We start from the raw sequence: 22,674 nt of genomic DNA, 5'->3' as shown, positions 1-22,674 counted from the left end.
CGCGCCTGCAGAATCAGGGGTAAGAAGCCAGAGTTGCACCACTTTCATGGCTGAATTCTGGCTTGACGCCAAGCAGGGGTGCCGAACGCCGGATAATATTGGCGACCATCGGCGCCGCATTGAAGCCGGCTGTCGCGCCCACACCAGGATGTTCAGCCTTGGGTTCGTCGACGATGGTCAGCACGATGTATTGCGGATCGTCCATCGGGAAGGCCGCGACGAAGGCGTTGAAGCGGACATCCGACGAATAGCGGCCGTTGATGACTTTCTCGGCGGTACCGGTCTTGCCGCCGACGCGATAGCCTTCAACCTGCGCCCGCGTGCCTGATCCGCCGGTGCCTTTCGTCGCATTGAGCTTGTAGAGATACTTCATGTCCTCACTGGTCGAGGGCTTGATGACCTGCGTGGCAACCGCATTAGCCTCGGCTTCGCTACGCACCAGGAAGGTCGGCTCGATCAGCTTGCCGCCATTCATCAGCGCTGCGGCGCCCACGGCCGTCTGCAACGGCGTCGTCGACATGCCATGGCCGAAGGAGATCGTGATCGAGTGCACCTTCTTCCAGACCTTCGGCTCGGTCGGGCGTGCAACCTCCGGCAGTTCCGTCTTCATGCGAGTGAGCAGGCCCATGCGCATCAAGAATTCGCGGTGGCCTTCGATGCCGACAACGTCAGCTTCGCGTGCCGAACCGATGTTGGACGAGAAGATGAACACTTCCGGCACGGTCAGCACCCTGCCCTTGCCGTGGAAGTCGCGGATGGTCTGGCGTCCGATGGTGATCGGCCGGCTCGCGTCGAAAGTCGAGTTGAGCGTCACCTTGCCGGAGTCGAGCGCCATGGCGGTGGTGAAGCTCTTGATCGTCGAGCCCATTTCGAACAGGCCGGCCGACATGCGGTTCAGCCGATCCTTGTCCTGGGCATTGAACGGGTTGTTGGGGTCGAAATCCGGCACCGAGCCCATGGCCAGCACTTCGCCGGTCTTGACGTTGAGCACGACGGCGCCGGCGGCAACCGCCTTGTATTTCTCCAGCGCGGTGACGAGTTCGTCACGCACGATGTGCTGGACGCGCAGGTCGATCGACAGCTTGACCGGCTTGAGGTCCTTGGCGATCGCCAAGCCCGAAGCCTGCAGATCGGCAAGACCCTGGTCGTCGATGTATTTTTCGAGGCCTGATATACCCTTGTTGTCGATGTTGGTCAGGCCAACGATATGCGACGCCGTCTCGCCGCCCGGATAAAAACGGCGCTTTTCGGTCCGGAAACCGACGCCGGGGATGCCCAGCGCCAGAATCTCGGCCTGCTGCTTGGGCGTCAGCTGGCGCTTGAGCCAGACAAAGCCGGAACCGCTCTTCAGCTTGAGGTAGGTCTGCTCGACCTCGAGGTCGGGCAGCACCGTCGACAGCTTCTCGATCGCCTCGTCGGCATCGACGATGCGGCGCGGCTCGGCAAACAGCGACGCCGTCTTGATGTCGGTGGCCAGAACCTCGCCGTTACGGTCGACGATGTCGGGGCGCGAAGCGGTGACACGTGATTCCGGCCCGGCCGACGTCTCGGGATCCTGCATGCCAAGATAGACAAGCCGTCCGGCAATCGTCGCATAGATGCCGAAGAACACCGCCATGGTCATGACGACGCGGTTGCGCGTGCGTCCGCCCGTCGCCTTACGCGCGCTGTCGACGACGATCGAAGCACTCTTGCCTTCACCGTTGCGGCGTTTCCTGCCAAGCAAGCCGATCATCGGGCAATCCCTCCGGTCACGGTCTGATCCGGGGCGGCTTCGGCGACGCCGCCGAAACGCTCCGCGGTGATGTCTTCGATGGTCAGGGGTCGGACGGGCAGTTCATTGAGGCCAACGATCTGGCGGGCATCCACCGGCTTGAGCTGGAGCTCAGCCTCATAGACCTGCGACAGCTTCTGCAGTCGCGACGGCTGCGTGAGCAGGCTCCAGTCGGCCTTCAGGAGGTCGATCGTGTCTTCCTCGAAGCGGATCTGCGCTTCGATCTTGTTGACGGCCTTGAGCTGGTTCTCGGCCTCGTCCTTGGTCTTGTAGGTGAAAGCCGCGGCGCCAACCATGACGGCGATCAGCACGATGTCACTGGTGCGGAACATTGGCTCACCTTTCTCCCGACTGGCTGACGTCGGGAAGCTTCGGAAGTCCGAAAATGGAAAAGTCCTCGGCGCGCGGCGCAGCCGTGGTGCGTACGGCTGCCCGCAGCTTGGCCGAACGCGAACGTGGATTGATTGCCGTCTCGGCATCGCTGGGTCCGACCGCGCCGCCCGCCTTGTCGAAGGTCGTGACGATGGTTTCGAGTTCCGGCATGTAGCGCGAGCGCGACGGGCTCGACGAGCGATCGGTGATGAAGCGCTTGACGATGCGGTCTTCGAGCGAATGGAAGGTGACCACGACCAGCCGCCCGCCAGGCTTGAGCGCGCGTTCGGCAGCAAAAAGTGCCCGCGCCAACTCGCCAAGCTCGTCGTTGACATAGATGCGCAGCGCCTGGAACACACGTGTCGCCGGATGGATCTTGTCCTTCGGCGCACGGCCGATATGCGTTTCGATGGCGTCAGCCAGATCGAGCGTGCGCTCGAACGGCTTCCTCTCGCGGCGGCTTTCGATCATGCGGGCGATGCGTCCGGCATGCCGTTCTTCGCCGAGGAAACCGAAGATGCGCGCGAGGTCGCCGGCCTTGAAGCGGTTGACGACATCGGCGGCACTTGCGCCAGCCTGCGCCATGCGCATGTCGAGCGGACCGTCTGCACGGAAGGAAAAGCCACGCTGCGCCTGGTCGAGCTGCATGGAGGAGACGCCGATGTCGAGCACGACGCCGTCGACAAGCTCGACATGATCGTCAAGGCTGGAGAACGGCGCCTGCACCAGCCGCAACCTGCCACCAGATTGCGCTTCGAGATCACGCCCCGCAGCAATGGCATCGGGATCGCGGTCGATCGCCACGACCGACGCGCCGGTCGCCAGGATTGCCTTGGTGTAGCCGCCAGCGCCGAACGTGCCGTCGACGACCACCTCGCCTGGCTGCGGATGCAGGGCGCGCAAAACTTCGGCGAGGAGGACCGGAATGTGGCGGGCCGGTCCGCCGACAGCAAGATGGTCATCGCCGTGGCCCACCGTCATTCCGGTCGCTCCCCAGGCTTCGTCCCCTGCCGAAGCCTCAACAGCCGGGCACGCACGTCCGCGCCATGGCTGCGCAGCCGTTCCGGCTCCCACATCTGAAAAAACTGCCCGCGCCCGACAAAGGCCACGTCCGTGGTGATGCCGGTATGCTCGCGCAGGAAATCCGAAAACAGAAATACGTCCGTCCTGATCGAGCTTCAGGAAGGTGCTGTCGCCATGGATGAAAAAGGACATATCGTCCGCCGCCTGCAGGAACGGATCTTCTTGGGCGATGCGCTGTTCGTAGCGATCGAGCAGGTCGAGCCCGCCGACATCCAGCGCCGGAACGTCGAGCGCCCTCAGCGCATAGAGCTCGGCGTAGCCGCGCTTCTGCAATACGGCACGGAAATGCGCCGGAACGGAGACCCGTCCCTTCGCATCGATCCTGTTCACCGCATTTGACAGAAACCGATCCATCGCCTGATCCGGCCGCTTGTGCGGCCGCGCCCCTCTTCGTCATGCCGGCCGCGCCCCGATGGCCCGGCTCAACCCCAAAACGCCTCCATGGCAGTGCAAGTGCATCGCGGCCCGCAGCCGCCGCGGCTGCCGGATCGGCGAACGCCTCACCCTTTACTGGAACGAAATCATGGTTACCGATTTGGGATAACATGGGGTGATATGGGCGTCAACGGGAACTAGGTACACTTGGCCACCACAAGGGGCCTTTCGGACCCTTTCGCAGCTTGCCGATTTTTATGATCCCTTAAGGCTAACGAAGTCTTACGTGGCCCAACGCTGCGGCGGCTTTCCGTCTTGCCGTGCAAGGACCTAGCCCCTAGCGTTGAAGCATCGACTACATGCCAGGGAGTGAACGCAGATCATGTCCGAGACCATGAAGGGCCGCGCCGCCACCCTCGCCCATCTGCGCCGTTCGAAACTGTCGGTCGGCGACCCGATCCCGGTGCCGCTGACCATGGCCTCGATCTACCACGCACCTGGCGACGCGACGGGCTTCAACCAGTATGGCCGCTTCAGCAACGCCAACTGGTCGGCCACCGAAGAAATGCTCGGGCATCTTGAAGGCGCGCCTTGCGTTGCTTTCCCGTCAGGCATGGGCGCGATCTCGGCGGCCTTCTTTGCCCTGCTCAAGACCGGCGATCGCATGCTTGTCGCCTCGGACGGCTATCACACCACGCGCATCCTGGCCGACCGCTTCCTCGGCGCCTTTGGCGTCAAGACGGACGTGCGGCCGACGGCAAGCTTCCTCGATGGCGGCTTCGACGGCTACCGCCTCGTCTTCATCGAAAGCCCGTCCAACCCGACACTCGACATCTGCGACATCACGGCCGTCGCCAAGGCGGTGCATGCGGCCGGCGGGCTGCTCATCGTCGACAACACCACGATGACGCCATTCGGCCAGCGTCCGCTCGACCTCGGCGCCGACATCGTCGTGGCCGCCGACACCAAGGCACCCAACGGCCACTCCGACGTGCTGTTCGGCCATGTCGCAAGCCGCAGCCCAGAGATCATCGCCGCCGTCACCGAATGGCGGCAGAACGCCGGCGGCATCCCCGGCCCGTTCGAGGCCTGGCTGGTGCATCGCGGCCTGGAAACGCTCGAACTGCGCTTCGACCGCATGTGTTCGTCGGCCGAGATCCTGGCCCCGCGACTCAAGGCGCACCCGGCCGTCAGTGCCTTGCGCTATCCAGGCCTGGAAGGCGACCCTTCGCACAACCTCGCCCGGGTCCAGATGGACCGCTTCGGCTTCCTGATCAGCTTCGACCTCGGCTCCGAGGAACGGGCGGAAAACTTCATCAACGGCTGCGAATTGATGCATGCCGCCACCTCCTTCGGTGGCGTGCATACTGTCGCCGAACGCAGGCTCCGCCGCGGCGACGCGGTGCCGCCGGGCTTCGTCAGGCTATCGGTCGGCTGCGAACCGGTCGAGGAATTGTGGCATGCGATGAAGGCGTCGCTGGACCGGCTTGCCGGCTGAGCGCTCAAACGTCAGCGGCAGGCTGCTGCGCTGCACGCCAGGTAGCCGCATCCGGGCGCTTGACTCAAGACGCGCGAAAATCGCCGCAAGACATTGAAGTCGCAGGGGCAAAGAGGCAGCGCCAGCTGGCCTGTAAGCCGGGTTCTGTATGGCTCCCGCGCCTTGCGGCACGGGAACGTGGCGACCATTCATCTTGGGCGCATGTTGCCATGCGCCTCACGCAACCTACCCGGGCGGTGAGCCGGAAACAGCCCTGAGGGTTGCCCCTCGCACCACCCCTATTCGGTTTTGCTCCCGGTGGGGTTTACCTTGCCGCTTCTGTTGCCAGTCGCGCGGTGGGCTCTTACCCCACCCTTTCACCCTTACCGCGGAAACCGCGGCGGTTTGCTTTCTGTGGCACTTTCCCTGGGGTCACCCCCGCCGGCCATTAACCGGCACCGTGTATCCATGGAGCCCGGACTTTCCTCACCCACGACCTTTCGGCAATTGCGGGTGCGGCCGCCCGGCCAGCTGGCAAGGCGTATAGAATGGTTCGCACGGCAAAAGGCAAATGAAAACATTCGCCTCTAGAGCGCCGTGCGCCCGAATGGACGCACAAAGGACGCTCTAATTCATTGAATCTGCGCATCGTGCTTTCCGAAAATCGAGTCCGATTTTCGGGCCGATGCGGCCGGGAACCATCCCTTCCATGGGCGGTCAGCCGCCGATGCGGGCCTGGACTTTCTTGCAATAGGCGGCGGAAATCGGGTTCATACGCTTGGCGCCATGGCCGGCATTGTATTTGAGGATCGTGCCGCAGGTGGTGCCGCCCGAAAGCTCATGCGCCTTGGCGAGATACTTGAGACCAAACTTGATGTTGGTTTCCGGGTTGAACAGGCCCTTGGCCGAACCCGAGTAACCCATCATGCGTGCCGTTGCCGGCTTGATCTGCATCAGGCCGATTTCGCCGGCGCTGCCACGGGCATTAGCGCGATAGTTGCTCTCGACGCTGATCACCGCATGGGCAAGCGACACCGGCACACCGTAGGATGAGGCATAGCGGGCGACGATTTCGCCATAGGGCGCATTCGCCTTGGCAACCTTGGCCGTCTTGCCTGCCTGTTCCTTCACGGTCTTGGCGCCCTTGGCGCCGATCGACGCGGTCTTGAAATTGTCGATGGCAGCTTCTTTCTTGGCGCTGCAACCGAACAGATAGGGGCAGTCGTCGCCTGCCTTGTTGGCCTTGTTTCCCTTGGCGTTCTTGCTGTTTTCAATGATCACTTTCGAGGCTCGGACGGCACCGTCCTGGGCGTGAGCGGCAAAAGAAGTCAGGCCGGCGGCAAATGCCACCGCTACAACGGTCAAATTCTTCATATTATCCTTGTTCTCGAACAGGCCGCACGACAGCCAAAAGCGATCGCGCAGCATCCCTTCCTAAACGCCGGAGGGCCCTCTTACGGGGCATGACTGACTTAGCCGGCGCCTTGCACGGGAATGCATGTGACGGGGGAACTGGCGGGAAAAATGGCCGGACAAGTCACAATGCGTGACAAGTTGTAATCTGGCGAATCAGCCACCCTAGGCTAGTCAAGCCCACCGGGAAGCGAGGCAAGCAACCGCCGCAGCGTCGAAAGAGACGAGGAATCGACAACGCCATCGACGCACCTTGTGCGGAAATGTCGTTGAAATGCTTGAACAGTTACCGCCGTCTGCGCATCGAAGCGCCCGGTGATCTCGACGCCGTAGCCATAGAGCGCCAGCATCGATTGCAGTTCCTCTACAGCCGCGCCGGCGTCGCCCGGTTGCAATATTGCGTGCCCGTTGCGCGGCGAAGGTGCGACCCAATGACCTACGCCGGCTTGCGCCAACATCCTCCAGGAAAACTTCTCGCCCGGGTCAACTTTGCGCCCAAGAGCGACATCGGAGTGCGCCAAAACACGTTCGGGCGCCACATTGTGGCGCTCCACGATGCCCAGGCACAGCTCTGTCACCGCCCGCATCTGGCGCTTGGGAAAGGAGCGATAGCCCAGCGCATGGCCGGGATTGACGATCTCGATGCCGACCGAGCAGGAGTTGATGTCGGTCTCGCCGCGCCACGAGCTCTTGCCGGCATGCCAGGCGCGGTCGCTTTCGCGCACCATCTGAACGATACGGCCGTCCTCGTGCACCAGATAATGCGACGACACCTCACTCACCGGGTCGCACAGCCAGGCCTCGGCGCCATCGCCGGTTTCCATGCCGGTGTAGTGCAGCACGATCATATCCGGTTTCATCTCGTCACGCCGCTGCCCGAAATTGGGCGAAAGCCGTACCTCGGCATGCGGGTGGTCGGGCTGAAAACCGCTCATGCGTGCCGCAATCCCCTTTCGATGATCTCGTAGGCCGCGTTGATCGCGGCGATGCGCGTGGTGGCGATCCTGATGAACTCCTCGGGCAGACCGCGGGCGATCAGCTTATCGGGATGGTTGTTGGCGACAAGCTTGCGATAGTGCTTGCGCACATCCTCGAACGATTTGCCGCGTTCGATGCCAAGCACACGATAGGGATCGGCCTCGCCGAGGTCGAGATGCCGCGCGACAATGGTCTGGTAGTGCGCCTCCTCGATGCGGAAGATCTCGGAGACGCGATGCAGGAAGCTGCCCTCGCACTGGTGCATCATCCCGTCCGCCTTGGCGATATGGAACAGCCCATCGAGGATATCTTCCAGCATGCCGCAATTGGCATGGCCAGAGCCGCACAGCTTGGCCATGCGTTCAGCGTAGTACTCGAAGCCGGCGACGTCCTGCTGGGCGATGTCATAGAGCCGCGCCACATCGCGCGCATGCTCGGGCGGAACCGCGAAAATCTCGTAGAAGGCCCTGACCTCGGCCTGCGACACGACACCGTCGGCCTTGGCCATCTTGGCCGAGAGCGCGATCATCGCCACCGAAAACGCCACGCGACGCCGGGTTTCCGCATCTCCTGAGAAGACGGTGCGCACAGCTTCCACAACATCGGCAACGCTGTTGGCCGCCGACGCCGAAATACGTGCAATGAAGTCGCCGAGACGGTCCCAAATCGACATGGCCGCTTCTTAGGATGAAACATTCGCAAATGCGAGATGCCTTTGCGCCGGAAGGATAACTTTGTCGGCAACCGGGCCCTGGACCAAAAATCTGGACCAAAGGAATTTACACGACGAAAAAGCCAAGCCTCGTTATCGATTTGCGCCATGGACGCGCGCAACACCACCCAGCCGGCACACACCTTTTCCCGCGAGACGATCGGGCTCGCCCTTGGTACGCTTGGCGTCGTCATCTTCGGCGGCACCTTGCCGGCGACCCGCGTTGCGCTGACGACCTTTTCGCCATGGTTCGTCACCCATGGCCGCGCCGCGATGGCCTCGCTTGCCGCGGCCCTGCTGCTGCTGATCCTGCGCAAGCGCTTGCCGAAAGGCGATGCGCCGGCCTTGTTCCTCGCCGGCCTGCTTCTGGTCTTCGGCTTTCCGATCTTCTCATCCATTGCCATGCAGACAGTGCCGGCGTCGCATGGCGGCGTCGTGCTCGGCGTCCTGCCGCTGACCACCAGCATCTTTGCCGCGATCATCGGCGGCGAACGGCCATCGGTGTTTTTCTGGATCTGCGGCGTCGCCGGAGCCACCCTTGTCATCACCTTTGCCATCAGCGACAGCGGCATGCAGCTTTCATCAGGCGACCTGTTCCTGTTCCTCGCCGCACTGTCAGCGAGCCTGGGCTACGTCGTGTCGGGCAAGCTGTCGCGCCATATGCCGGGCTGGGAGGTCATCTGCTGGTCGCTGATCCTGACCGCGCCGATCTCGATCCCTGGGGCAGTGTGGAGCTGGCATCCGGAATTCGCCAGTGCCTCGCCGGCACAGACATTTTCGTTTTTCTACCTCAGCTTCGGCTCGATGTTCCTTGGCTTCTTCGCCTGGAATGTCGGCCTTGGCATGGGCGGAATCGCCCGGGTCAGTCAGGTTCAGCTGCTGCAGTCCTTCGTCACCCTTGCCATCTCCGCCTTCCTGCTTGGCGAACATGTCGGCGTGAAAACAGTGACGTTCGCGCTTTGCGTCATCGCCATCGTGGCCCTCGGCCGCCGCGCCCGGGTCACGCGCTAGCCTCGAAACCAAAGAAAAAGGCCGGAGCATGTGGCTCCGGCCTTTCCTCCTCCCGCACGCTTACTGGGCCGGCGCAGCCGGCTCGACAGGCTTGGGCTGCATGGCGTCGTTGTTCTGCATTTCGCCGCCAGTGCCGGTCTCGGGCGTCGGCGTGATGCTCTTGGTCGTGGTGTCGTCGGTGGCCGGCGGCGAAGCCTCAGGCGTCGCAGGTGCCGGGTTGATCGGCGCGGGCTGCTCGGTTGCCGGCGGCTTCACGCTTTCGGTGGTCGTGCTGTCGGTGTTGCTGTCGCTGCAGGCGGCAACGCCAAACAGGGCAAGGGCGGAAACCGACGCGAGAATGAGCTTTTTCATGACAATCTCCTTTTCAGGACGGCCCGTCGAACGGGCGTCGGAAAGGAAATGCGCAGGACGCCGGGCGGTTTCGTGACGTTCGGAGTCGCCCTGTCACATAAGCGCTCCACGTCATCGCTGTCGTGCCGCCGTCATCGCACCGTCACCGCGCTGTCACGCCGGTGCTTTACCCGCTGCGCCCAACAACGAAGCGGGGAATCGCATTTCCATGACCGACGTTTCTGGAGAACTTGTCTTTCGTCGCGGCAAGAAAGTTGGAAAGGCGGTCTACCAGAACCGCGCCCTTTCCAAGGAAGGGCTTTCCGAACGGCTCTTTGCCCTGCTGTTTTCCGGCCTCGTCTACCCCCAGATCTGGGAGGACCCCGATGTCGACATGGAAGCGATGCAACTCGGCGAAGGCCATAAGGTGGTCACCATCGCCTCGGGCGGTTGCAACATCCTCGCCTATCTCACCCGCTCGCCGGCCCGTGTCGACGCCGTCGACCTCAACGGCGCCCACATTGCGCTGAACAGGATGAAGCTCGCGGCGGTCCGCCATCTGCCGACGCAAGGCGATCTCTTCCGCTTCTTCGGCGAAGCCAATGTCGAGCACAATTCGCACGCCTATGACCGCTTCATCGCCCCGCATCTGGACGCTGCGAGCCGTGCCTATTGGGAGCGTCGCAGCTGGCGCGGCAAGCGCCGCATCGCCACCTTCGACGGCAATTTCTACAAGACCGGCCTGCTCGGCCTGTTCATCGCCGCCGGCCACCGTGTCGCCAAGCTCTACGGCGTCGACCCGGCTGCCATCATGGCAACCGGCAGCGTGGCCGAGCAACGCCGCTTCTTCGACGAGAAGATCGCGCCGGTATTCGAGCGCCGCGCCCTGCGTTTCATCACCGCACGCAAATCGTCTTTGTTCGGCCTCGGCATCCCGCCGGCGCAATACGACTCGCTGCTCACCTCGGGCGACGGCTCGATGGCGGGCGTGCTCAAGGCCAGGCTCGAAAAACTCGCCTGCGACTTCCCGCTAGAAAACAACTACTTCGCCTGGCAGGCTTTCGCCCGGCGCTACCCGAAGCCGGGCGAAGCGGCCCTGCCCGCCTATCTCGAGCAGGGCAACTACGCGACGATCCGCGACAACGTCGATCGCGTCGGCATCCACCACGCCAATTTCACCGAGTTCCTTGCCGGCAAGGACGCAGCCGCGACCGACCGCTACGTGCTGCTCGATGCCCAGGACTGGATGAGCGACGACCAGTTGAATGCGCTGTGGACCGAAATCACCCGCACCGCCGCATCATGTGCCCGCGTCATCTTCCGCACCGCCGCCGAACCGAGCCTGCTGCCGGGCCGGCTGTCGCCCGCCTTGCTCGACCAGTGGACCTACGAGGAGCAATTGTCGCGCGACTACACCGCCCGCGACCGCTCGGCGATCTATGGCGGCTTCCACCTCTATGTGAAAAAGCCCTGATGAGCGCGCCGGAGCTTTCGGCCAGCCATTCCGGGCTGATGGACCGCGTCTACCGGCATCAGCGCCACATCTACGACCTGACGCGCAAATACTACCTGCTCGGCCGCGACCGCATGATCTCGGAACTCGATCCGCCGGCGAGCGGCACGGTGCTCGAACTTGGCTGCGGCACCGGCCGCAACCTGATCCTCGCCGCCAGGTGTTTTCCAAATGCCCATTTCTACGGTCTCGACATCTCCGCCGAGATGCTGGCGACGGCCAGGGCATCGATCGCCAAGGCCGGCCTGTCGGACAGGATCACCGTCGCCCAGGCCGACGGCACCGCGTTCGATGCCCAGGCACTGTTTGGCAGATCCGGTTTCGACCGCGTGTTCATCTCCTATGCCTTGTCGATGATCCCAGGCTGGGAGCGCTGCGTTGCAGCCGCGCTCATTGCCAGCGATGGCTCCGTCCACATCGTCGACTTCGGCCAGCAGGAAGGCTTGCCTGGCTGGTTCCGCAGCCTGCTCAGGGGCTGGCTTGCGCGTTTCCACGTCAGCCCACGCCAAACGCTTGCCATCGAGATCGCCAGCCAAGCCTCCTCGGCCCGCAAAAGCTATCACTTCGCCTCGCTTTATCGCGGCTACGCCTGGCTGATCGTCATTGGCGGGTCAAAGCCTATCTGAGCGCTGCGACCAGCGCCGCCAGCATCGCCTGCGGCTTGTAGTGCAGCTTGGACGGCGTCAGGCCGAGCCTGACAACCACCAGATTGGCCGAAGGCACCATCGCCACCGTCTGCCCGTCATGCCCCTGCATCCAGAATGTGTCGTCGGGCAGGTCGAAGCCAACGTCAGGGTTTTCGCCCTCCGGCGTGCCGCCCTCGGGTCCGCGCAGCCATAGCTGGCCACGGCCGTACTCGCCATGCGCGGCAGCCGGCGCCTTCTCGCGCATCCAGGTGACATAACCCTCGGGCAGGATGCGCGCGCCGTTCCAGACGCCGTCCTGCAGCAGGAACTGGCCGAAACGGGCCCAGTCATGCGCCGTGGCGTAGAGATAAGACGAGCCGGCGAAAGTGCCGCGTGCATCGGCTTCGAGCACCGCACTTGTCATGCCGAGCGGCGCGAACAGCTTTTCGCGCGGCCAGGCCAATGCCTTGGCCGGGCCGCCGACGGCATCCTGCCAAAGGCGCGACAGAAGCAGCGTCGTGCCGCTGGAATAGGAGAATTTCTTGCCGACGTCTGATGCCAATGGCTTGGCAGCGGCGAAGCTTGCCATGTCGGGCTCGAGATAGAGCATGCGCGTGACATCGGTGACGTCGCCGTAGTCCTCGTTGAATTCGAGACCGCTCGACATGGCCATCAAGTCGGCAAGGCTGATCGCGGCGCGGCCGTCCGCCTTCCACGGTTCGAACAGCGCGGTCTTGTCGACCGCCATCTTGCCCTCGCCGACAAGTGTGCCGATGATCGCCGCCGTCACCGTCTTGGTCATCGACCAGCCAAGCAGCGGCGTTGCGGCACTGAAACCTTCGCCGTAGCGTTCGCCGACGATCCGGCCATTCTGCACGACGACGATGGCCCGCATGCCCGGACCAGCCAGGGCCGCATCGTCGAGCACAGCGGCGATCGCCGGGTTCTGCGAGCCATCGACCTTCTCGCCCTTCGGCCACAGGGCCTCGGCATTGGCCGCGGTCGCGACCGGGACAGCTCCAAGTGCTGCGGCAGTGATGTCCCCGTCCGGCACGTTGCTGCAGCCAGCGCCATCATGAACAACGGCAAGCCCCCTGCCGAAAACGCCGAACAACCCGGCGCGGACCGTGCCGGCACTCTGGTCGACGCTGACTGACATCAGCCTGAGCAGCGGATGACCGGGCGCCTGGACATCGTCGGCCAGCACTTGATTGGCATCGCGGCCGGCAATGAAGACGTTGGAACAGACGATCTTGGCGGCATAACCCGAGCCGACCCTGATCAGCGCGGGCGGGGCGAAATAGAGCCAGGCCGACAAGCTGGCGACAACAAGCACAACCAGGGCGACGAGCCATTTCACGATCTTGCCGATGATACGCATTGCTGTCCCCCGCCCCGACATCATGCTTCCGCCATGGAATTGCCGTCATTCCTCCGCCAAATCTTTCAGGCTGTCGAGCGCGATCAACGGTTTATCAACCATGATCGGCGATCACAGAGGGGGATATGCGGTGTCTCGGGGAAACCGCTGATCCATCGGAATAGTATCCGGCCGCAGGGCCAACCCCATAACGATGTGCTCTGGCCGGTTCCTGCCGGCCGCAAGGAGAAGTAATGCGCCGCGCTTCGGCTCTTGTGCTGCTCGCCTTCCTCGGCGCCTGCTCGACCTCTGATACCCTGTCGCTTGGCCCTGTCGGCAACCCCGGCAGCATGGCTTCGGTTTCGGTCAAGAACCCGCGCTTCAGCGACAGCGATCCGCATCAATGGGAGAGCGGCGCGCCCTGGACCTATGCTGTCCATGGCACCGACGTTTCGAAGTACCAGACCTCCATCGACTGGCAGCAGGCCAAGGGCAGCGGCATTTCCTTTGCCTTCATCAAGGCAACCGAGGGTGGCGACCGTGTCGACGACTATTTCGCCGAGCACTGGCGTGAGACCAAGTCCGCAGGCGTGCCGCGCGGCGCCTATCATTTCTACTATTTCTGCCGCCCTGCCGCCGAGCAGGCGCGCTGGTACATCGACAATGTACCGAGGGAAGGCTCGTCCCTGCCGCCGATCCTCGACATGGAATGGAACCCGCAGTCGCCGAGTTGCAAGCTTCGTCCGCCTGCTGCCACCGTGCGCAGCGAGATGAAGATCTTCCTCGAAATGGTCGAGAAGCACTACGGCAAGAAGCCGATCATCTACACTTCGATCGACTTCTTCGACGACAACAACCTGTCGACCTTCCGCGGTTATCCCTACTGGCTGCGTTCGGTCGCCGGCCACCCGACGTCGAGATACGGCAGCCACCCCTTCACCTTCTGGCAGTACACCGGCACCGGTGTCGTGCCCGGCATAAGGGGCGACGCCGACATCAACGTCTTCAACGGCAGCGAAGCCCATTGGAAGAAGTGGCTCGCCGCCAATACGAGATAGCCCGGACTGCACCGCCGGGCTGCATATTCGCATGGCAGATGCGACAAGAAGAGGGGGTGCGGCCCTCGCCCCGGTTCTGTAGAAGGCGCGGCAAGACATTGAGCTGGCCGTCTGCCTGCTTTCGCCGTTCCGCGAAAGCCTGACAGGCCAAGCAGGAGAGCTGCCCATGAAACTGCTGAGCAAGGCGCTGGTCGCCGCCCTATTCGCCACCGCCGCCCTGCCCGCGATCGCGCAGGATACCGCTGCTGTCCCCCAGGGCGCACCTGCGGTCACCTCGGAATGCGGCGACGATTTCGCCACCTGGAAGCAGAACCTCGCCAACGAGGCCCGCACCGCCGGCGTCGGCGAGAAGGGGCTGTCGGCGCTCGCCAATGCGGCGCTCGATCCCAAGGTGCTCGAGCGCGACCGGGCCCAGGGCGTGTTCGCCCAGACCTTCACCCAATTCTCCGAGCGCATGATCAGCGACTACCGGCTCAAGCACGGTGCTGCCAACCTGCAGAAATATGGCCAGTACTTCGCCATGTCCGAGCAGGAATTTGGCGTGCCCGGTCCGGTGATTGCCGCCTTCTGGGCGCTGGAAACCGACTTCGGCGCGGTGCAGGGCAATTTCAACTCGCTCAATGCGCTCGTCACCCTGGCGCATGACTGCCGCCGCCCCGACCTGTTCCGGCCGCAGGTGTTGCCGCTGCTGACCCTGATCGACCGCAACGTGCTGCCCGCCGATGTCCAGGGTGCCTGGGCCGGCGAACTCGGCCAGACCCAGATCCTGCCCTCCGACTATCTGGCACGCGGTGTCGACGGTGACGGCGACGGCATCGTCGACTTGCGCAACACCCCGGCCGACGTCATCTTGACCACCGGCAAGAAGATCCAGTCGCGCGGCTGGAAGCGCGGCGAACCCTGGATCGAGGAAGTCCGCGTGCCGGCCGAAATGGCCTGGGAAGAAACCGGCCGCACCAACAAGCAGCCGCTCGCCAGATGGGCGGCAATGGGCGTCACCATGCGCGATGGCAGCCCGCTCAAGGACAATGGCCTCAAGGCCGGCATCGTTTTGCCGATGGGCCGCAAGGGCCCGGCCTTCCTGACCTACGACAATTACGACGTCTATCTCGAATGGAACCAGTCGGCGACTTACACGCTGACCGCAGCTCACCTAGCTGCGCGTCTCGCCGGCCAGCCGGCCTTCGACCGCGGCAACCCAGATGCCGGCCTGACCGGCGACGCGATGAAGCAGCTGCAGCAGAAGCTCGCCGACAAGGGCTACGACGTCGGCGGCATCGACGGCATTTTGGGCACCAACACCCGCGAAGCCATTCGTCAGGAACAGATGCGGCTCAAGCTGCCTGTCGACGGCTGGCCGACGGACGAACTGCTGGCAAACCTCTGAGGGAATAGGGAATAGGGAATAGGGAATAGGGAATAGGGAAACATTACAACGCGTTGCCGTTGAGAACTCCCCTTCCCTGTTACACAGGGCTATTCACCACTCACTATTCGCTACTCGCCACCTCAAAACAACGCCGCGGCGCTCTCATGCCGCGGCTTCCAGCCAAGCTCGACACGCGCCTTGTCTCCGCTCAGCCGTTGGCTGACGGCATAGCCGCGCGCCCACTCGCCGAGCCGTTCCGCAGCCTCATCGACGCTGACGGCACGCAGTTCGGGATGCTCCATGCCAAGATGAGCCGCCAAACCTGAAACGATCGCACCGACGGTCATGCCTGAAATGGCCGAGCCGTTGTACACGGATCGGGGCCGCGCCCGTTCCATTGTCCTGAGATAGAGGTCCGCAAGGTCATCCGCATGGACCAGCGGCCAGACAATCTCGGGCGAGCCGATGACGTCAACCGTACGGCCTCCGCGCAGAGCGCCCATGAACGACGAAAACACCCCACCCTCGTCGGAATAGACCATCGCAGGGTGGATCACCACGCCCTCCACTTCCGGCGACTCCAGAACACGCTGCATGTTGTCGATCATCCAGCCGAAGGCCGGCAGCGGATCGAACAGACTCTCTTCCGTGGCCACTTGCGCTCCAGTATCCCCAAACAGCCAGCAGCCGCCGGTGTAGACGAAGCGCGGCCGCTTGGGCATCGCGCCGAGCACCGGCAACAGCACATCGAGCAGCGCCGTCTCGACCTCGCCCATGTCGTCGCCAAAGTCGGCGGCGGCGTGGATCACGGCGTCCACGGGCGGAACCTTGCCTGCCCATTCGCCTGGCGCACGCAGGTCGCCGAGCAAAGGCGCAGCACCTGCCGCCTTGAGGCGTTCGGCCGATGCCTCGGAGCGAGCAAGGCCGATCACCTCATGTCCGCCTTCGACCAGGCGCTGCAGAACATGGCGACCGATGAAACCGGTACCGCCGAGAAGGAAAACATGCATGGGAATGGTCACTTAGCGAATGATGAGAAGTAAGTAGCGAGTTGCGTAGATCGGAGCAGTCGCGCGGCAATTCAAGCCGCGCGCCCCTACTCACTATTAGCTGCTCCCTATTCGCTCTCCCCTCACTAATCCGCCATCGTCTCGAGGCTGGCAAAGCCTTGCGGCGCGTCGCCCTCGTCGAACGGCGTCGTCACCTCGACGAAAGTGTCGGGATAAAAGCCGTTGAAGCGGGTGCGCAGCGACAGTGAATAGGCGCCGATATGGCCGATCTCGATCCAGTCGCCGGTGTCGATCGTCTCCGGCAGCCAGAACGGCCGGGACAGGATGTCGACGGAATCGCAGGTCGCCCCGCACACCTTGAACGGCACGATCTTGTCGGCGTCGCCGTTGCGGGTGCGGATCGCCGGATCGGGAATGAAGCGCGCCGGCAGCGTGATCTTGCCGGTCCAGGAATCCGACAGCGATGCCCAGATGCCGTCATTGATGTAGAGCCGCCTGCCCTTGCGCAGCAGCACCCGCACGATCAGCGACAGGCAACGCGCCACGATCACCCGCCCCGGCTCGGCGACCAGCGGCATCTCGTCGAAATTGTATTCCTTCAGGTCGCCGCGAAAACGCGACATGATCTGGCCGATCGACGGCATCGTCGGCTTCTTGCTGTTGGGATCATGGCCATATTCCGCGGGAAAGCCTCCGCCGACGTCGAGCCCGGCGAGGTCGAAGCTGATGCGGTTGCGCACCCAGTCGACCGAGGCCAGCGCCCGCTCATAGGTGTCGGGGTCCTCGATCTGGGAGCCGACATGAAAACACAGCCCGACCTTGTAGCCGTAGCGGTTGAGCCGCTCGCAAAGCTCGACCGCATTGGCCGGTCCTGCCCCGAACTTCTTGGAAAGCTCGTAAGCCGCCGAGCCCTTGGTCTGCACGCGCACGAACACGGTGATCGCACCTGGATCGATGTCGAGCGCCCGAACGACGCGGGTCAGCTTGTTGATCTCGTCCTCGTGGTCGACGGCGATCACCCTGATGCCATAGGTCTCCAGCGCCAGCCTGATGTCGGACTGCGCCTTGACCGGATGCATGTAGATCATCTCGGCTTCGGCGGAGACTTCCCTCACTGCTGCGAACTCGCCAGGCGAGGCCACGTCGAACATCGTCACGCCGGCCTCGACGAGCGCCTTGAGCACGATCAGTTCGCCATTGGTCTTGACCGCATAGGCGGTCCTGCCGGGGAACATCTCCATGAAATTCCGGGCGTCGGTCTTCAGCACCTCCGGCCTGAAGCAATAGACCGGAGCGTCGGGCCGGAGAGCGAGGGCAGCCTCGCGTGCATTTTCGAATCGCTGCATGGAAGCTCCTCGTTTGCCGGCCGAAATCTAAACCAAGCGGACAGCGATGCAACCCGAGCGCGTTTTGGCAGGAGCGTTGCGTCACCTATTGGAATCGGGTGGCCCTACCCGAGAATCGCGCGTAGCTGTCGAATGTGACGAAGCGAAGAAGGAAGCCGGAATGAATGCGCGCGATTGGGCAAGGCTACTGCTTCTGGGTGCCATCTGGGGCGGATCGTTCTTTTGCGTGCATATCGCGGTCGCCGAGATCGCACCGCTCAAGCTCGTCCTGTTTAGGGTGGTGATCGCCGGTGTGGCCCTGCACCTGTTCCTGCTGTTGCGCGGCCCTTCCTTCCGCCTCGCTCTGCCCCATGCCGGCATTCTGTTTGGCCTGGCGGTGCTGAACAACGTCATCCCGTTTACACTGATCTGCCTTGGCCAGACCGAGATCGGCGCCGGCCTTGCCTCGGTACTCAACGCCACCACGCCGTTCTGGACGCTGATTGTCGCCAACGTCCTGACCAGCGACGAAAAGCTGAACTGGAACAAGCTTGCCGGCACCGCACTCGGCATCGCCGGCACCGCCATCATGGTCGGGCCTGGCATCGTCGCCGGCTTGGGCGGCCCGGTCTGGGCGAAATTCGCGCTGGTCGGCGCCTCGCTGTCATATGCCTTTGCCTTGATGGTGGCACGGCGGCTCAAGGGCGTGCCGCCGGCCATCATCGCCACCGGCCAGATGACCGCCTCGAGCATCATCATGGTTCCGATCGTGCTGGCGCTCTACGGCACTTCAGGCCTGTTTGCGGCCAGCGCCAATGCCTGGCTCGCCACGTTTGCGCTGGCGCTGGTTGCTACCGCCTTCGCCTACATCCTGTTCTTCAAGCTGGTGGCATCGGCCGGCGCCACCAACACCTCGCTGGTCACCCTGATCGTGCCGGCAAGCGCCATGCTGCTCTCCGTCACCTTCCTCGGCGAGCGCCTGGAGCCGTTCGAGCTTGGCGGCATGGCGCTCATCGCGCTTGGGCTGGTGACAATCGACGGACGCCTGTTCCGGCGCCGGGCCACGGCAGCCGGCTAGAAGTTTGCCACAATTTCTCCACAAGTCCTGACGGCGCATTTGGCGAATAAATCCAAAGACTAAGACGAGAGAATGCGTCGTATTTCTCACAATCTTGTCGCAATGCAGCACATTTTTCGCTTGTGTGTGACCGAAATGACCCTAGATTCCGGCCTGTGGCTTGCGCAGAGGAGGCTATGCATGGGACTGACTAGGTCAATCAATGCACTCATGATTTGCGCCGCGTTCGCTTTTATCGGCGCGCTCATCGTTGGAGTTCTTCCATAGGCCGCTAAGACGGTGGAAGACGATAGCACCTCTAAGGTGGACAGCTTAAAAAAGGCCGGGATGCGAATCCCGGCCTTTTTGATTGACGCTCCAGCCTTCGGAACCGCTCAGGCTGCCGCCGAGCCCTGCACCACCGGCTGCGGCCGGATGCCGATCATATGGCAGACCGCCACCACCAGGTCGGCGCGGTTCATGGTGTAGAAGTGGAAGTCGCTGACGCCACGTTCGACGAGGTCGAGCACCTGCTCGACCGCCACCGCCGAAGCCACAAGCGCATGCGTCTGCGGGTCCTTGTCGAGCCCCTCGAAGCGCTCGGCCAGCCAGCCCGGCACATGCGCGCCGCAGCGCGAGGCGAAATTGGCAACCTGGCCAAAGCTGTGGATCGGCAGCACGCCCGGCACGATCGGAATGTAGATGCCGGCCTTGCGGGCGCGCTCGACGTAGCGCTCGTACAGATCGTTGTCGAAGAAGAACTGGGTGACGGCGCGTGTCGCGCCCTGGTCGACCTTGCGCTTCAGCATGTCGAAATCGGTGGCGAAGTCGGGGCTTTCCGGGTGCTTTTCCGGGTAGGCCGAGACCGAGATGTCGAAATCACCTTGCGCCTTGAGCGCACCGACGAGCTCGGCGCCATTGGCATAGCCGCCCGGATGCGGCTGGTAGGCCGCGCCCACGCCCTCCTTGGGGTCGCCGCGCAGCGCCACGAAGCGCTTCACGCCCATGGCGGCGAACTCGGCGATGACCTGGTCGACCTCCTCGCGGGTGGCGTCGACGCATGTCATGTGAGCTGCCGGCGTCAGCGTCGATTCCTGCAGGATGCGCTTGACCGTACGCGCGGTGCGCTCGCGCGTCGTGCCACCGGCGCCATAAGTCACCGAGACGAACTGCGGGCGAAGCGGCTCGAGCCGGGTCACCGTGTCCCACAGCCGCGCTTCCATATCGTCGTTCTTCGGCGGGAAGAACTCGAACGATACCCGGATCTTGTTGCCGATATCGGAGCGCCTGGACAGTTGGTATTGGTTCATCAGGCGGTTTCCCTTGCGACTTGAATTTCTGAAGTTGGTTCGGCGATCAGCACGCGACGGTCGCGCGCCAGCCACAGCTTGACGGTCAGGCTCGCCTTGATCGTGGCGCGCGGCTCGAACTCCTGCGTCTCGTCAAGCTCCAGCCCGGCTTCGGACAGCCAGTCCTCTATCTGCCGGTCGGAGAAGCCGAGGCGCGCATGGGCATGCTCGGAGCGCAGGAAATCGAGCCCGTGCGGCGCGAAATCGACGATCACCAACCGTCCTGAGGGGCGCAGCAGGCGCGCCGCCTCCTGGATGGCGCGAGCCGGGTCGTCGAGATAGTGCAGCACCTGATGAATGGTGACGAGGTCAAAGGCATCGCGCTCGACCGGCGGCGAGAAGATATCACCCTGGCGCACCTGGGCGTTGGCGACACCGGCCTTGTCGAGATTGGCGCGCGCCACCGCGAGCATTTCGCGCGACTGATCGATACCGACGCCGCGGCGATAGAGCGGGGCGAAGATCTCAAGCAGCCGGCCGGTGCCAGTGCCGAGATCGAGCATCGACTGGAACGGCCGCTTGCCGACGAGTTTCAGCAGCGCCGTCTCGACAGCGCGATCGGCGACATGCAGCGAGCGCAATTCGTCCCAGCTCGCCGCATTGGCGCTGAAATAGCGCGCGGCGCGCTCCTGGCGCTTGTGCTTGACGTCGTCGAGGCGCTCGAAATCGCGCACCACCTGGCTGTCGGCCGTGTCGATGCCCGAAACCAGCCCCTGCACGAAGCCGCGCGCCTGGTCGGCATCCGACAGCCTGAAAAAGGCCCAGGAACCTTCCTGGTAGCGGTCGATGAGCCCCGCCTCGAGCAACAGCTTGAGATGGCGTGACACGCGTGGCTGCGACTGCCCGAGGATCTCGGTCAGATCCGATACGGTCAGGTCACCGCGCGAAAGCAGCGTCAGGATGCGAAGGCGGCTGGATTCGGCTGCCGCCTTCAAGGTATCTACCATGGTGTCGAGCGTTACATGCATCGGCTTTGGTTCTCGCCAAAAGACATAAACATATCTTTATGTGACGAAGCGAGCGATTGCAACGCCCAATGTCGCATGCGGGCAAGAAAATGGCGCGACCGTAGGAGGTGCCGATGCAGATGTTCGAGCAGCGCGAAGGCGAGATAGCGCTGAATGGCGATCCCGCGACGCAGTCGTCCGATGCCAGCCTCGCCTATATCGGCCGCATCACCTCGCCCTGGAAGCTACGCGAGGACTGCCCCAAGAACATGAATGCCGCGCGTGAGAAAGGTGGCCACGGCACGGTCGTGATCGACGGGCCCTACCGGCCGGGCCTTGCCGGGCTGGCGGGCTTCAGCCATGTCGTCGTGCTCTCCTGGTTCGAACAGGCGCCGCGGAATCTGATTGTCCAGAAACCGCGCCATGCGTCTGACGCCAAAGGCGTTTTCGCGTTGCGTTCCCCAGCGCGGCCTAACCCTGTCGGCCTGCATGTCGCGCGCCTCGTCTCGCTCGACATCGAAACCGGGCGCATCGAACTGGATGCCATCGACGCGCTCGACGGCACGCCGGTCATCGACCTCAAGCCCTACTTCGCCTCGGTCGACGCCTTTCCGGATGCCACCCGTCCGGGCAAGGACAGCTGAGCATGGCTGCCCCCCACCGGTCGCCGCCGCGCCGTCGCCAAATCGCTGACCGCACTGCTGCCGCTGGCGCCCTACGCCGACATCGAGGCGATCAGGACGGAAGCACTGGCCATGCACATGAAGACGCTGCCGCCGTCGATCGCGGTTTGGCTGGCAACCGTCGCCCATGTGCGGCACGCCCATACCGACTACGACAAGCTCCTGTCCGAGGGCTACGACCGCGACTCCGCCCGCTTCTTCGTCATCGACCAGACCAACGCCACCTTGACCCGCTGGCGCGCCACCCGGCTGCTCGATCCCGACGACGAGGAGGGATGATGGACAAGCCGCATCGTAGCACCGCCCAGCCGCTCGACGATCTCGACCGCCGCATTTTGGCTGTGCTGCAGCAGGACAACCGGCTGTCGTTTGCCGAATTGGCCGAGCGGGTGGCGTCGTCGGCGGCCTCTTGCGTGCGCCGGGTCAAGCGGCTGCGCGAAGCCGGCGTCATCCTTGCCGACATCGCGATCGTCGACCCCAAGGCCGTCGGCAAGTCGCTGACGGCAGTGATCAATATCGAGCTGGAAGCCGAGCGGCGCGACCTCGTCGACGCGTTCAAGCGACAGATGCGTGACGCGCCCGAGGTGAGCCAATGCTACATGGTCACGGGCGACGCCGATTTCGTCGTCGTCGTGACGGTCGAAGACATCACGGCTTTCGAGGCCTTCACGCAGAAATGGCTCTACGCCAATCCGAACCTGCGCAAGTTCCGCTCGATGATCATGCTCGACCGCGTCAAGTTCGAACCGCGCGTCGGCGTCTAGCTCCGAGCCTGTCACTCGGCTGTTGCAGCCGGCGAGAAGGCTTTGCTTCACCGAAGCCCGAATTTTGATCGGCTCGCCTCATCTGGCC

At 63.6% G+C, this 22,674-nt stretch carries 22 protein-coding genes, 1 other RNA gene and 1 pseudogene; 10 read left to right on the top strand and 14 right to left on the bottom strand.

What is annotated here, in order from left to right:
• Positions 1 to 13 precede the first annotated feature (13 nt).
• From ACHMW7_RS14060 to mraZ, 4 genes and pseudogenes are all read right to left on the bottom strand, one after another.
• A complete protein-coding gene (locus ACHMW7_RS14060) occupies positions 14 to 1,735 on the bottom strand; it encodes a peptidoglycan D,D-transpeptidase FtsI family protein (RefSeq protein ID WP_395450820.1) in 1,722 nt (573 codons plus the stop codon).
• On the bottom strand, positions 1,732 to 2,106 hold the full coding sequence (locus tag ACHMW7_RS14055) for a hypothetical protein (RefSeq protein ID WP_395450819.1): 375 nt from the start codon (positions 2,104 to 2,106) through the stop codon (positions 1,732 to 1,734). The genes ACHMW7_RS14060 and ACHMW7_RS14055 overlap by 4 nt, the downstream gene beginning before the upstream one ends.
• Before the next feature lie 4 nt (positions 2,107 to 2,110).
• Positions 2,111 to 3,127 (bottom strand): 16S rRNA (cytosine(1402)-N(4))-methyltransferase RsmH, encoded by a 1,017-nt coding sequence (rsmH, locus tag ACHMW7_RS14050; RefSeq protein ID WP_395450818.1) that lies wholly within the window; start codon positions 3,125 to 3,127, stop codon positions 2,111 to 2,113.
• Positions 3,124 to 3,583: pseudogene (gene mraZ / locus ACHMW7_RS14045) on the bottom strand (division/cell wall cluster transcriptional repressor MraZ). The gene rsmH and the pseudogene mraZ overlap by 4 nt, the downstream one beginning before the upstream one ends.
• A 403-nt stretch (positions 3,584 to 3,986) precedes the next feature.
• On the opposite strand from mraZ, the gene ACHMW7_RS14040 reads away from it, so the two are divergent.
• Positions 3,987 to 5,102 (top strand): cystathionine gamma-lyase, encoded by a 1,116-nt coding sequence (locus ACHMW7_RS14040; RefSeq protein ID WP_395450817.1) that lies wholly within the window; start codon positions 3,987 to 3,989, stop codon positions 5,100 to 5,102.
• 117 nt (positions 5,103 to 5,219) lie between these two features.
• Here the strand turns inward: ACHMW7_RS14040 and rnpB are convergent.
• The 4 genes from rnpB to ACHMW7_RS14020 form a co-directional block, all read right to left on the bottom strand.
• An RNA gene (gene rnpB / locus ACHMW7_RS14035) (RNase P RNA component class A) lies at positions 5,220 to 5,616 on the bottom strand.
• 182 nt (positions 5,617 to 5,798) lie between these two features.
• Positions 5,799 to 6,455 (bottom strand): lytic transglycosylase domain-containing protein, encoded by a 657-nt coding sequence (locus tag ACHMW7_RS14030; protein WP_395450816.1) that lies wholly within the window; start codon positions 6,453 to 6,455, stop codon positions 5,799 to 5,801.
• 209 nt (positions 6,456 to 6,664) lie between these two features.
• Positions 6,665 to 7,429: an N-acetylmuramoyl-L-alanine amidase gene (locus ACHMW7_RS14025; RefSeq protein ID WP_395450815.1), complete on the bottom strand. Its 765-nt coding sequence runs from the start codon at positions 7,427 to 7,429 to the stop codon at positions 6,665 to 6,667.
• On the bottom strand, positions 7,426 to 8,145 hold the full coding sequence (locus ACHMW7_RS14020; RefSeq protein WP_395450814.1) for a TerB family tellurite resistance protein: 720 nt from the start codon (positions 8,143 to 8,145) through the stop codon (positions 7,426 to 7,428). The genes ACHMW7_RS14025 and ACHMW7_RS14020 overlap by 4 nt, the downstream gene beginning before the upstream one ends.
• 147 nt (positions 8,146 to 8,292) lie before the next feature.
• Between ACHMW7_RS14020 and ACHMW7_RS14015 the strand changes: the two genes are divergently transcribed.
• Positions 8,293 to 9,195 carry a DMT family transporter gene (locus tag ACHMW7_RS14015; RefSeq protein ID WP_395450813.1) on the top strand — a complete coding sequence of 301 codons (903 nt, stop codon included), beginning with the start codon at positions 8,293 to 8,295 and terminating at the stop codon, positions 9,193 to 9,195.
• Positions 9,196 to 9,255: 60 nt separating this feature from the next.
• Here ACHMW7_RS14015 and ACHMW7_RS14010 read toward each other — a convergent pair whose 3' ends face one another.
• On the bottom strand, positions 9,256 to 9,546 hold the full coding sequence (locus ACHMW7_RS14010; protein WP_395450812.1) for a hypothetical protein: 291 nt from the start codon (positions 9,544 to 9,546) through the stop codon (positions 9,256 to 9,258).
• 208 nt (positions 9,547 to 9,754) lie between these two features.
• Here ACHMW7_RS14010 and ACHMW7_RS14005 point away from each other — a divergent pair, with 208 nt between their 5' ends.
• Both ACHMW7_RS14005 and ACHMW7_RS14000 read left to right on the top strand, forming a co-directional pair.
• Entirely contained in the window at positions 9,755 to 10,999 is a 1,245-nt protein-coding gene (locus ACHMW7_RS14005) for a DUF3419 family protein (protein ID WP_395450811.1), read from the top strand.
• Entirely contained in the window at positions 10,999 to 11,664 is a 666-nt protein-coding gene (locus ACHMW7_RS14000; protein WP_395450810.1) for a class I SAM-dependent methyltransferase, read from the top strand. Before ACHMW7_RS14005 ends, ACHMW7_RS14000 begins: the two co-directional genes overlap by 1 nt.
• Here the strand turns inward: ACHMW7_RS14000 and ACHMW7_RS13995 are convergent.
• Complete coding sequence (locus ACHMW7_RS13995) at positions 11,657 to 13,045, bottom strand: serine hydrolase domain-containing protein (protein WP_395450809.1); 1,389 nt, start codon at positions 13,043 to 13,045, stop codon at positions 11,657 to 11,659. The genes ACHMW7_RS14000 and ACHMW7_RS13995 overlap by 8 nt on opposite strands.
• Positions 13,046 to 13,278: 233 nt before the next feature.
• Here ACHMW7_RS13995 and ACHMW7_RS13990 point away from each other — a divergent pair, with 233 nt between their 5' ends.
• Complete coding sequence (locus ACHMW7_RS13990; RefSeq protein ID WP_395450808.1) at positions 13,279 to 14,082, top strand: GH25 family lysozyme; 804 nt, start codon at positions 13,279 to 13,281, stop codon at positions 14,080 to 14,082.
• Between the two features lie 166 nt (positions 14,083 to 14,248).
• Positions 14,249 to 15,469 carry a lytic murein transglycosylase gene (locus tag ACHMW7_RS13985; protein ID WP_395450807.1) on the top strand — a complete coding sequence of 407 codons (1,221 nt, stop codon included), beginning with the start codon at positions 14,249 to 14,251 and terminating at the stop codon, positions 15,467 to 15,469.
• A gap of 122 nt (positions 15,470 to 15,591) precedes the next feature.
• Here the strand turns inward: ACHMW7_RS13985 and ACHMW7_RS13980 are convergent, their stop codons facing one another.
• Together ACHMW7_RS13980 and ACHMW7_RS13975 are read right to left on the bottom strand one after the other, a co-directional pair.
• Positions 15,592 to 16,461, bottom strand: coding sequence for an NAD-dependent epimerase/dehydratase family protein (locus ACHMW7_RS13980; protein ID WP_395450806.1), 870 nt, complete (start codon positions 16,459 to 16,461; stop codon positions 15,592 to 15,594).
• Positions 16,462 to 16,586: 125 nt separating this feature from the next.
• On the bottom strand, positions 16,587 to 17,807 hold the full coding sequence (locus tag ACHMW7_RS13975; protein WP_395450805.1) for an alanine racemase: 1,221 nt from the start codon (positions 17,805 to 17,807) through the stop codon (positions 16,587 to 16,589).
• 160 nt (positions 17,808 to 17,967) lie between these two features.
• Here ACHMW7_RS13975 and ACHMW7_RS13970 point away from each other — a divergent pair, with 160 nt between their 5' ends.
• Entirely contained in the window at positions 17,968 to 18,864 is an 897-nt protein-coding gene (locus ACHMW7_RS13970; RefSeq protein ID WP_395450804.1) for a DMT family transporter, read from the top strand.
• 374 nt (positions 18,865 to 19,238) lie between these two features.
• Here ACHMW7_RS13970 and metF read toward each other — a convergent pair whose 3' ends face one another.
• Both metF and ACHMW7_RS13960 read right to left on the bottom strand, forming a co-directional pair.
• Positions 19,239 to 20,153: a methylenetetrahydrofolate reductase [NAD(P)H] gene (gene metF, locus ACHMW7_RS13965; RefSeq protein ID WP_395450803.1), complete on the bottom strand. Its 915-nt coding sequence runs from the start codon at positions 20,151 to 20,153 to the stop codon at positions 19,239 to 19,241.
• Complete coding sequence (locus tag ACHMW7_RS13960; protein ID WP_395450802.1) at positions 20,153 to 21,160, bottom strand: ArsR/SmtB family transcription factor; 1,008 nt, start codon at positions 21,158 to 21,160, stop codon at positions 20,153 to 20,155. Before ACHMW7_RS13960 ends, metF begins: the two co-directional genes overlap by 1 nt.
• Before the next feature lie 119 nt (positions 21,161 to 21,279).
• On the opposite strand from ACHMW7_RS13960, the gene tsaA reads away from it, so the two are divergent.
• Genes tsaA through ACHMW7_RS13945 form a run of 3 tightly spaced genes read left to right on the top strand, consistent with a single transcriptional unit; the run spans position 21,280 to position 22,586 of the window.
• Positions 21,280 to 21,783 carry a tRNA (N6-threonylcarbamoyladenosine(37)-N6)-methyltransferase TrmO gene (tsaA, locus tag ACHMW7_RS13955; protein WP_395451325.1) on the top strand — a complete coding sequence of 168 codons (504 nt, stop codon included), beginning with the start codon at positions 21,280 to 21,282 and terminating at the stop codon, positions 21,781 to 21,783.
• A gap of 6 nt (positions 21,784 to 21,789) precedes the next feature.
• Positions 21,790 to 22,101, top strand: a complete 312-nt coding sequence (locus ACHMW7_RS13950; RefSeq protein WP_395451324.1) for a DUF2293 domain-containing protein — start codon at positions 21,790 to 21,792, stop codon at positions 22,099 to 22,101.
• A complete protein-coding gene (locus ACHMW7_RS13945) occupies positions 22,101 to 22,586 on the top strand; it encodes an Lrp/AsnC family transcriptional regulator (RefSeq protein WP_395450801.1) in 486 nt (161 codons plus the stop codon). Before ACHMW7_RS13950 ends, ACHMW7_RS13945 begins: the two co-directional genes overlap by 1 nt.
• Positions 22,587 to 22,674: the final 88 nt, after the last annotated feature.

The sequence above is a fragment of the Aminobacter sp. UC22_36 genome (assembly GCF_044056035.1).
GTDB lineage: Bacteria > Pseudomonadota > Alphaproteobacteria > Rhizobiales > Rhizobiaceae > Aminobacter.
Note: the sequence above shows the minus strand (reverse complement) of the source record. Positions and strands in the feature narration are given on the sequence as shown.

Bases quoted from the DNA above. Each gene is read 5' to 3' on its own strand.
- ACHMW7_RS14060 (WP_395450820.1), bottom strand. From the start codon at position 1,735: ATGATCGGCTTGCTTGGCAGGAAACGCCGCAACGGTGAAGGCAAGAGT.
- ACHMW7_RS13985 (WP_395450807.1), top strand. From the start codon at position 14,249: ATGAAACTGCTGAGCAAGGCGCTGGTCGCCGCCCTATTCGCCACCGCC.
- ACHMW7_RS13945 (WP_395450801.1), top strand. From the start codon at position 22,101: ATGGACAAGCCGCATCGTAGCACCGCCCAGCCGCTCGACGATCTCGAC.
- ACHMW7_RS13990 (WP_395450808.1), top strand. From the start codon at position 13,279: ATGCGCCGCGCTTCGGCTCTTGTGCTGCTCGCCTTCCTCGGCGCCTGC.
- ACHMW7_RS14030 (WP_395450816.1), bottom strand. From the start codon at position 6,455: ATGAAGAATTTGACCGTTGTAGCGGTGGCATTTGCCGCCGGCCTGACT.
- ACHMW7_RS14010 (WP_395450812.1), bottom strand. From the start codon at position 9,546: ATGAAAAAGCTCATTCTCGCGTCGGTTTCCGCCCTTGCCCTGTTTGGC.
- ACHMW7_RS14055 (WP_395450819.1), bottom strand. From the start codon at position 2,106: ATGTTCCGCACCAGTGACATCGTGCTGATCGCCGTCATGGTTGGCGCC.
- ACHMW7_RS13960 (WP_395450802.1), bottom strand. From the start codon at position 21,160: ATGCATGTAACGCTCGACACCATGGTAGATACCTTGAAGGCGGCAGCC.
- ACHMW7_RS13975 (WP_395450805.1), bottom strand. From the start codon at position 17,807: ATGCAGCGATTCGAAAATGCACGCGAGGCTGCCCTCGCTCTCCGGCCC.
- tsaA (WP_395451325.1), top strand. From the start codon at position 21,280: ATGTTCGAGCAGCGCGAAGGCGAGATAGCGCTGAATGGCGATCCCGCG.
- ACHMW7_RS13980 (WP_395450806.1), bottom strand. From the start codon at position 16,461: ATGCATGTTTTCCTTCTCGGCGGTACCGGTTTCATCGGTCGCCATGTT.
- ACHMW7_RS14040 (WP_395450817.1), top strand. From the start codon at position 3,987: ATGTCCGAGACCATGAAGGGCCGCGCCGCCACCCTCGCCCATCTGCGC.
- ACHMW7_RS14000 (WP_395450810.1), top strand. From the start codon at position 10,999: ATGAGCGCGCCGGAGCTTTCGGCCAGCCATTCCGGGCTGATGGACCGC.
- ACHMW7_RS14025 (WP_395450815.1), bottom strand. From the start codon at position 7,429: ATGAGCGGTTTTCAGCCCGACCACCCGCATGCCGAGGTACGGCTTTCG.
- rsmH (WP_395450818.1), bottom strand. From the start codon at position 3,127: ATGACGGTGGGCCACGGCGATGACCATCTTGCTGTCGGCGGACCGGCC.
- ACHMW7_RS13995 (WP_395450809.1), bottom strand. From the start codon at position 13,045: ATGCGTATCATCGGCAAGATCGTGAAATGGCTCGTCGCCCTGGTTGTG.
- ACHMW7_RS14005 (WP_395450811.1), top strand. From the start codon at position 9,755: ATGACCGACGTTTCTGGAGAACTTGTCTTTCGTCGCGGCAAGAAAGTT.
- ACHMW7_RS13970 (WP_395450804.1), top strand. From the start codon at position 17,968: ATGAATGCGCGCGATTGGGCAAGGCTACTGCTTCTGGGTGCCATCTGG.
- metF (WP_395450803.1), bottom strand. From the start codon at position 20,153: ATGAACCAATACCAACTGTCCAGGCGCTCCGATATCGGCAACAAGATC.
- ACHMW7_RS14015 (WP_395450813.1), top strand. From the start codon at position 8,293: ATGGACGCGCGCAACACCACCCAGCCGGCACACACCTTTTCCCGCGAG.
- ACHMW7_RS14020 (WP_395450814.1), bottom strand. From the start codon at position 8,145: ATGTCGATTTGGGACCGTCTCGGCGACTTCATTGCACGTATTTCGGCG.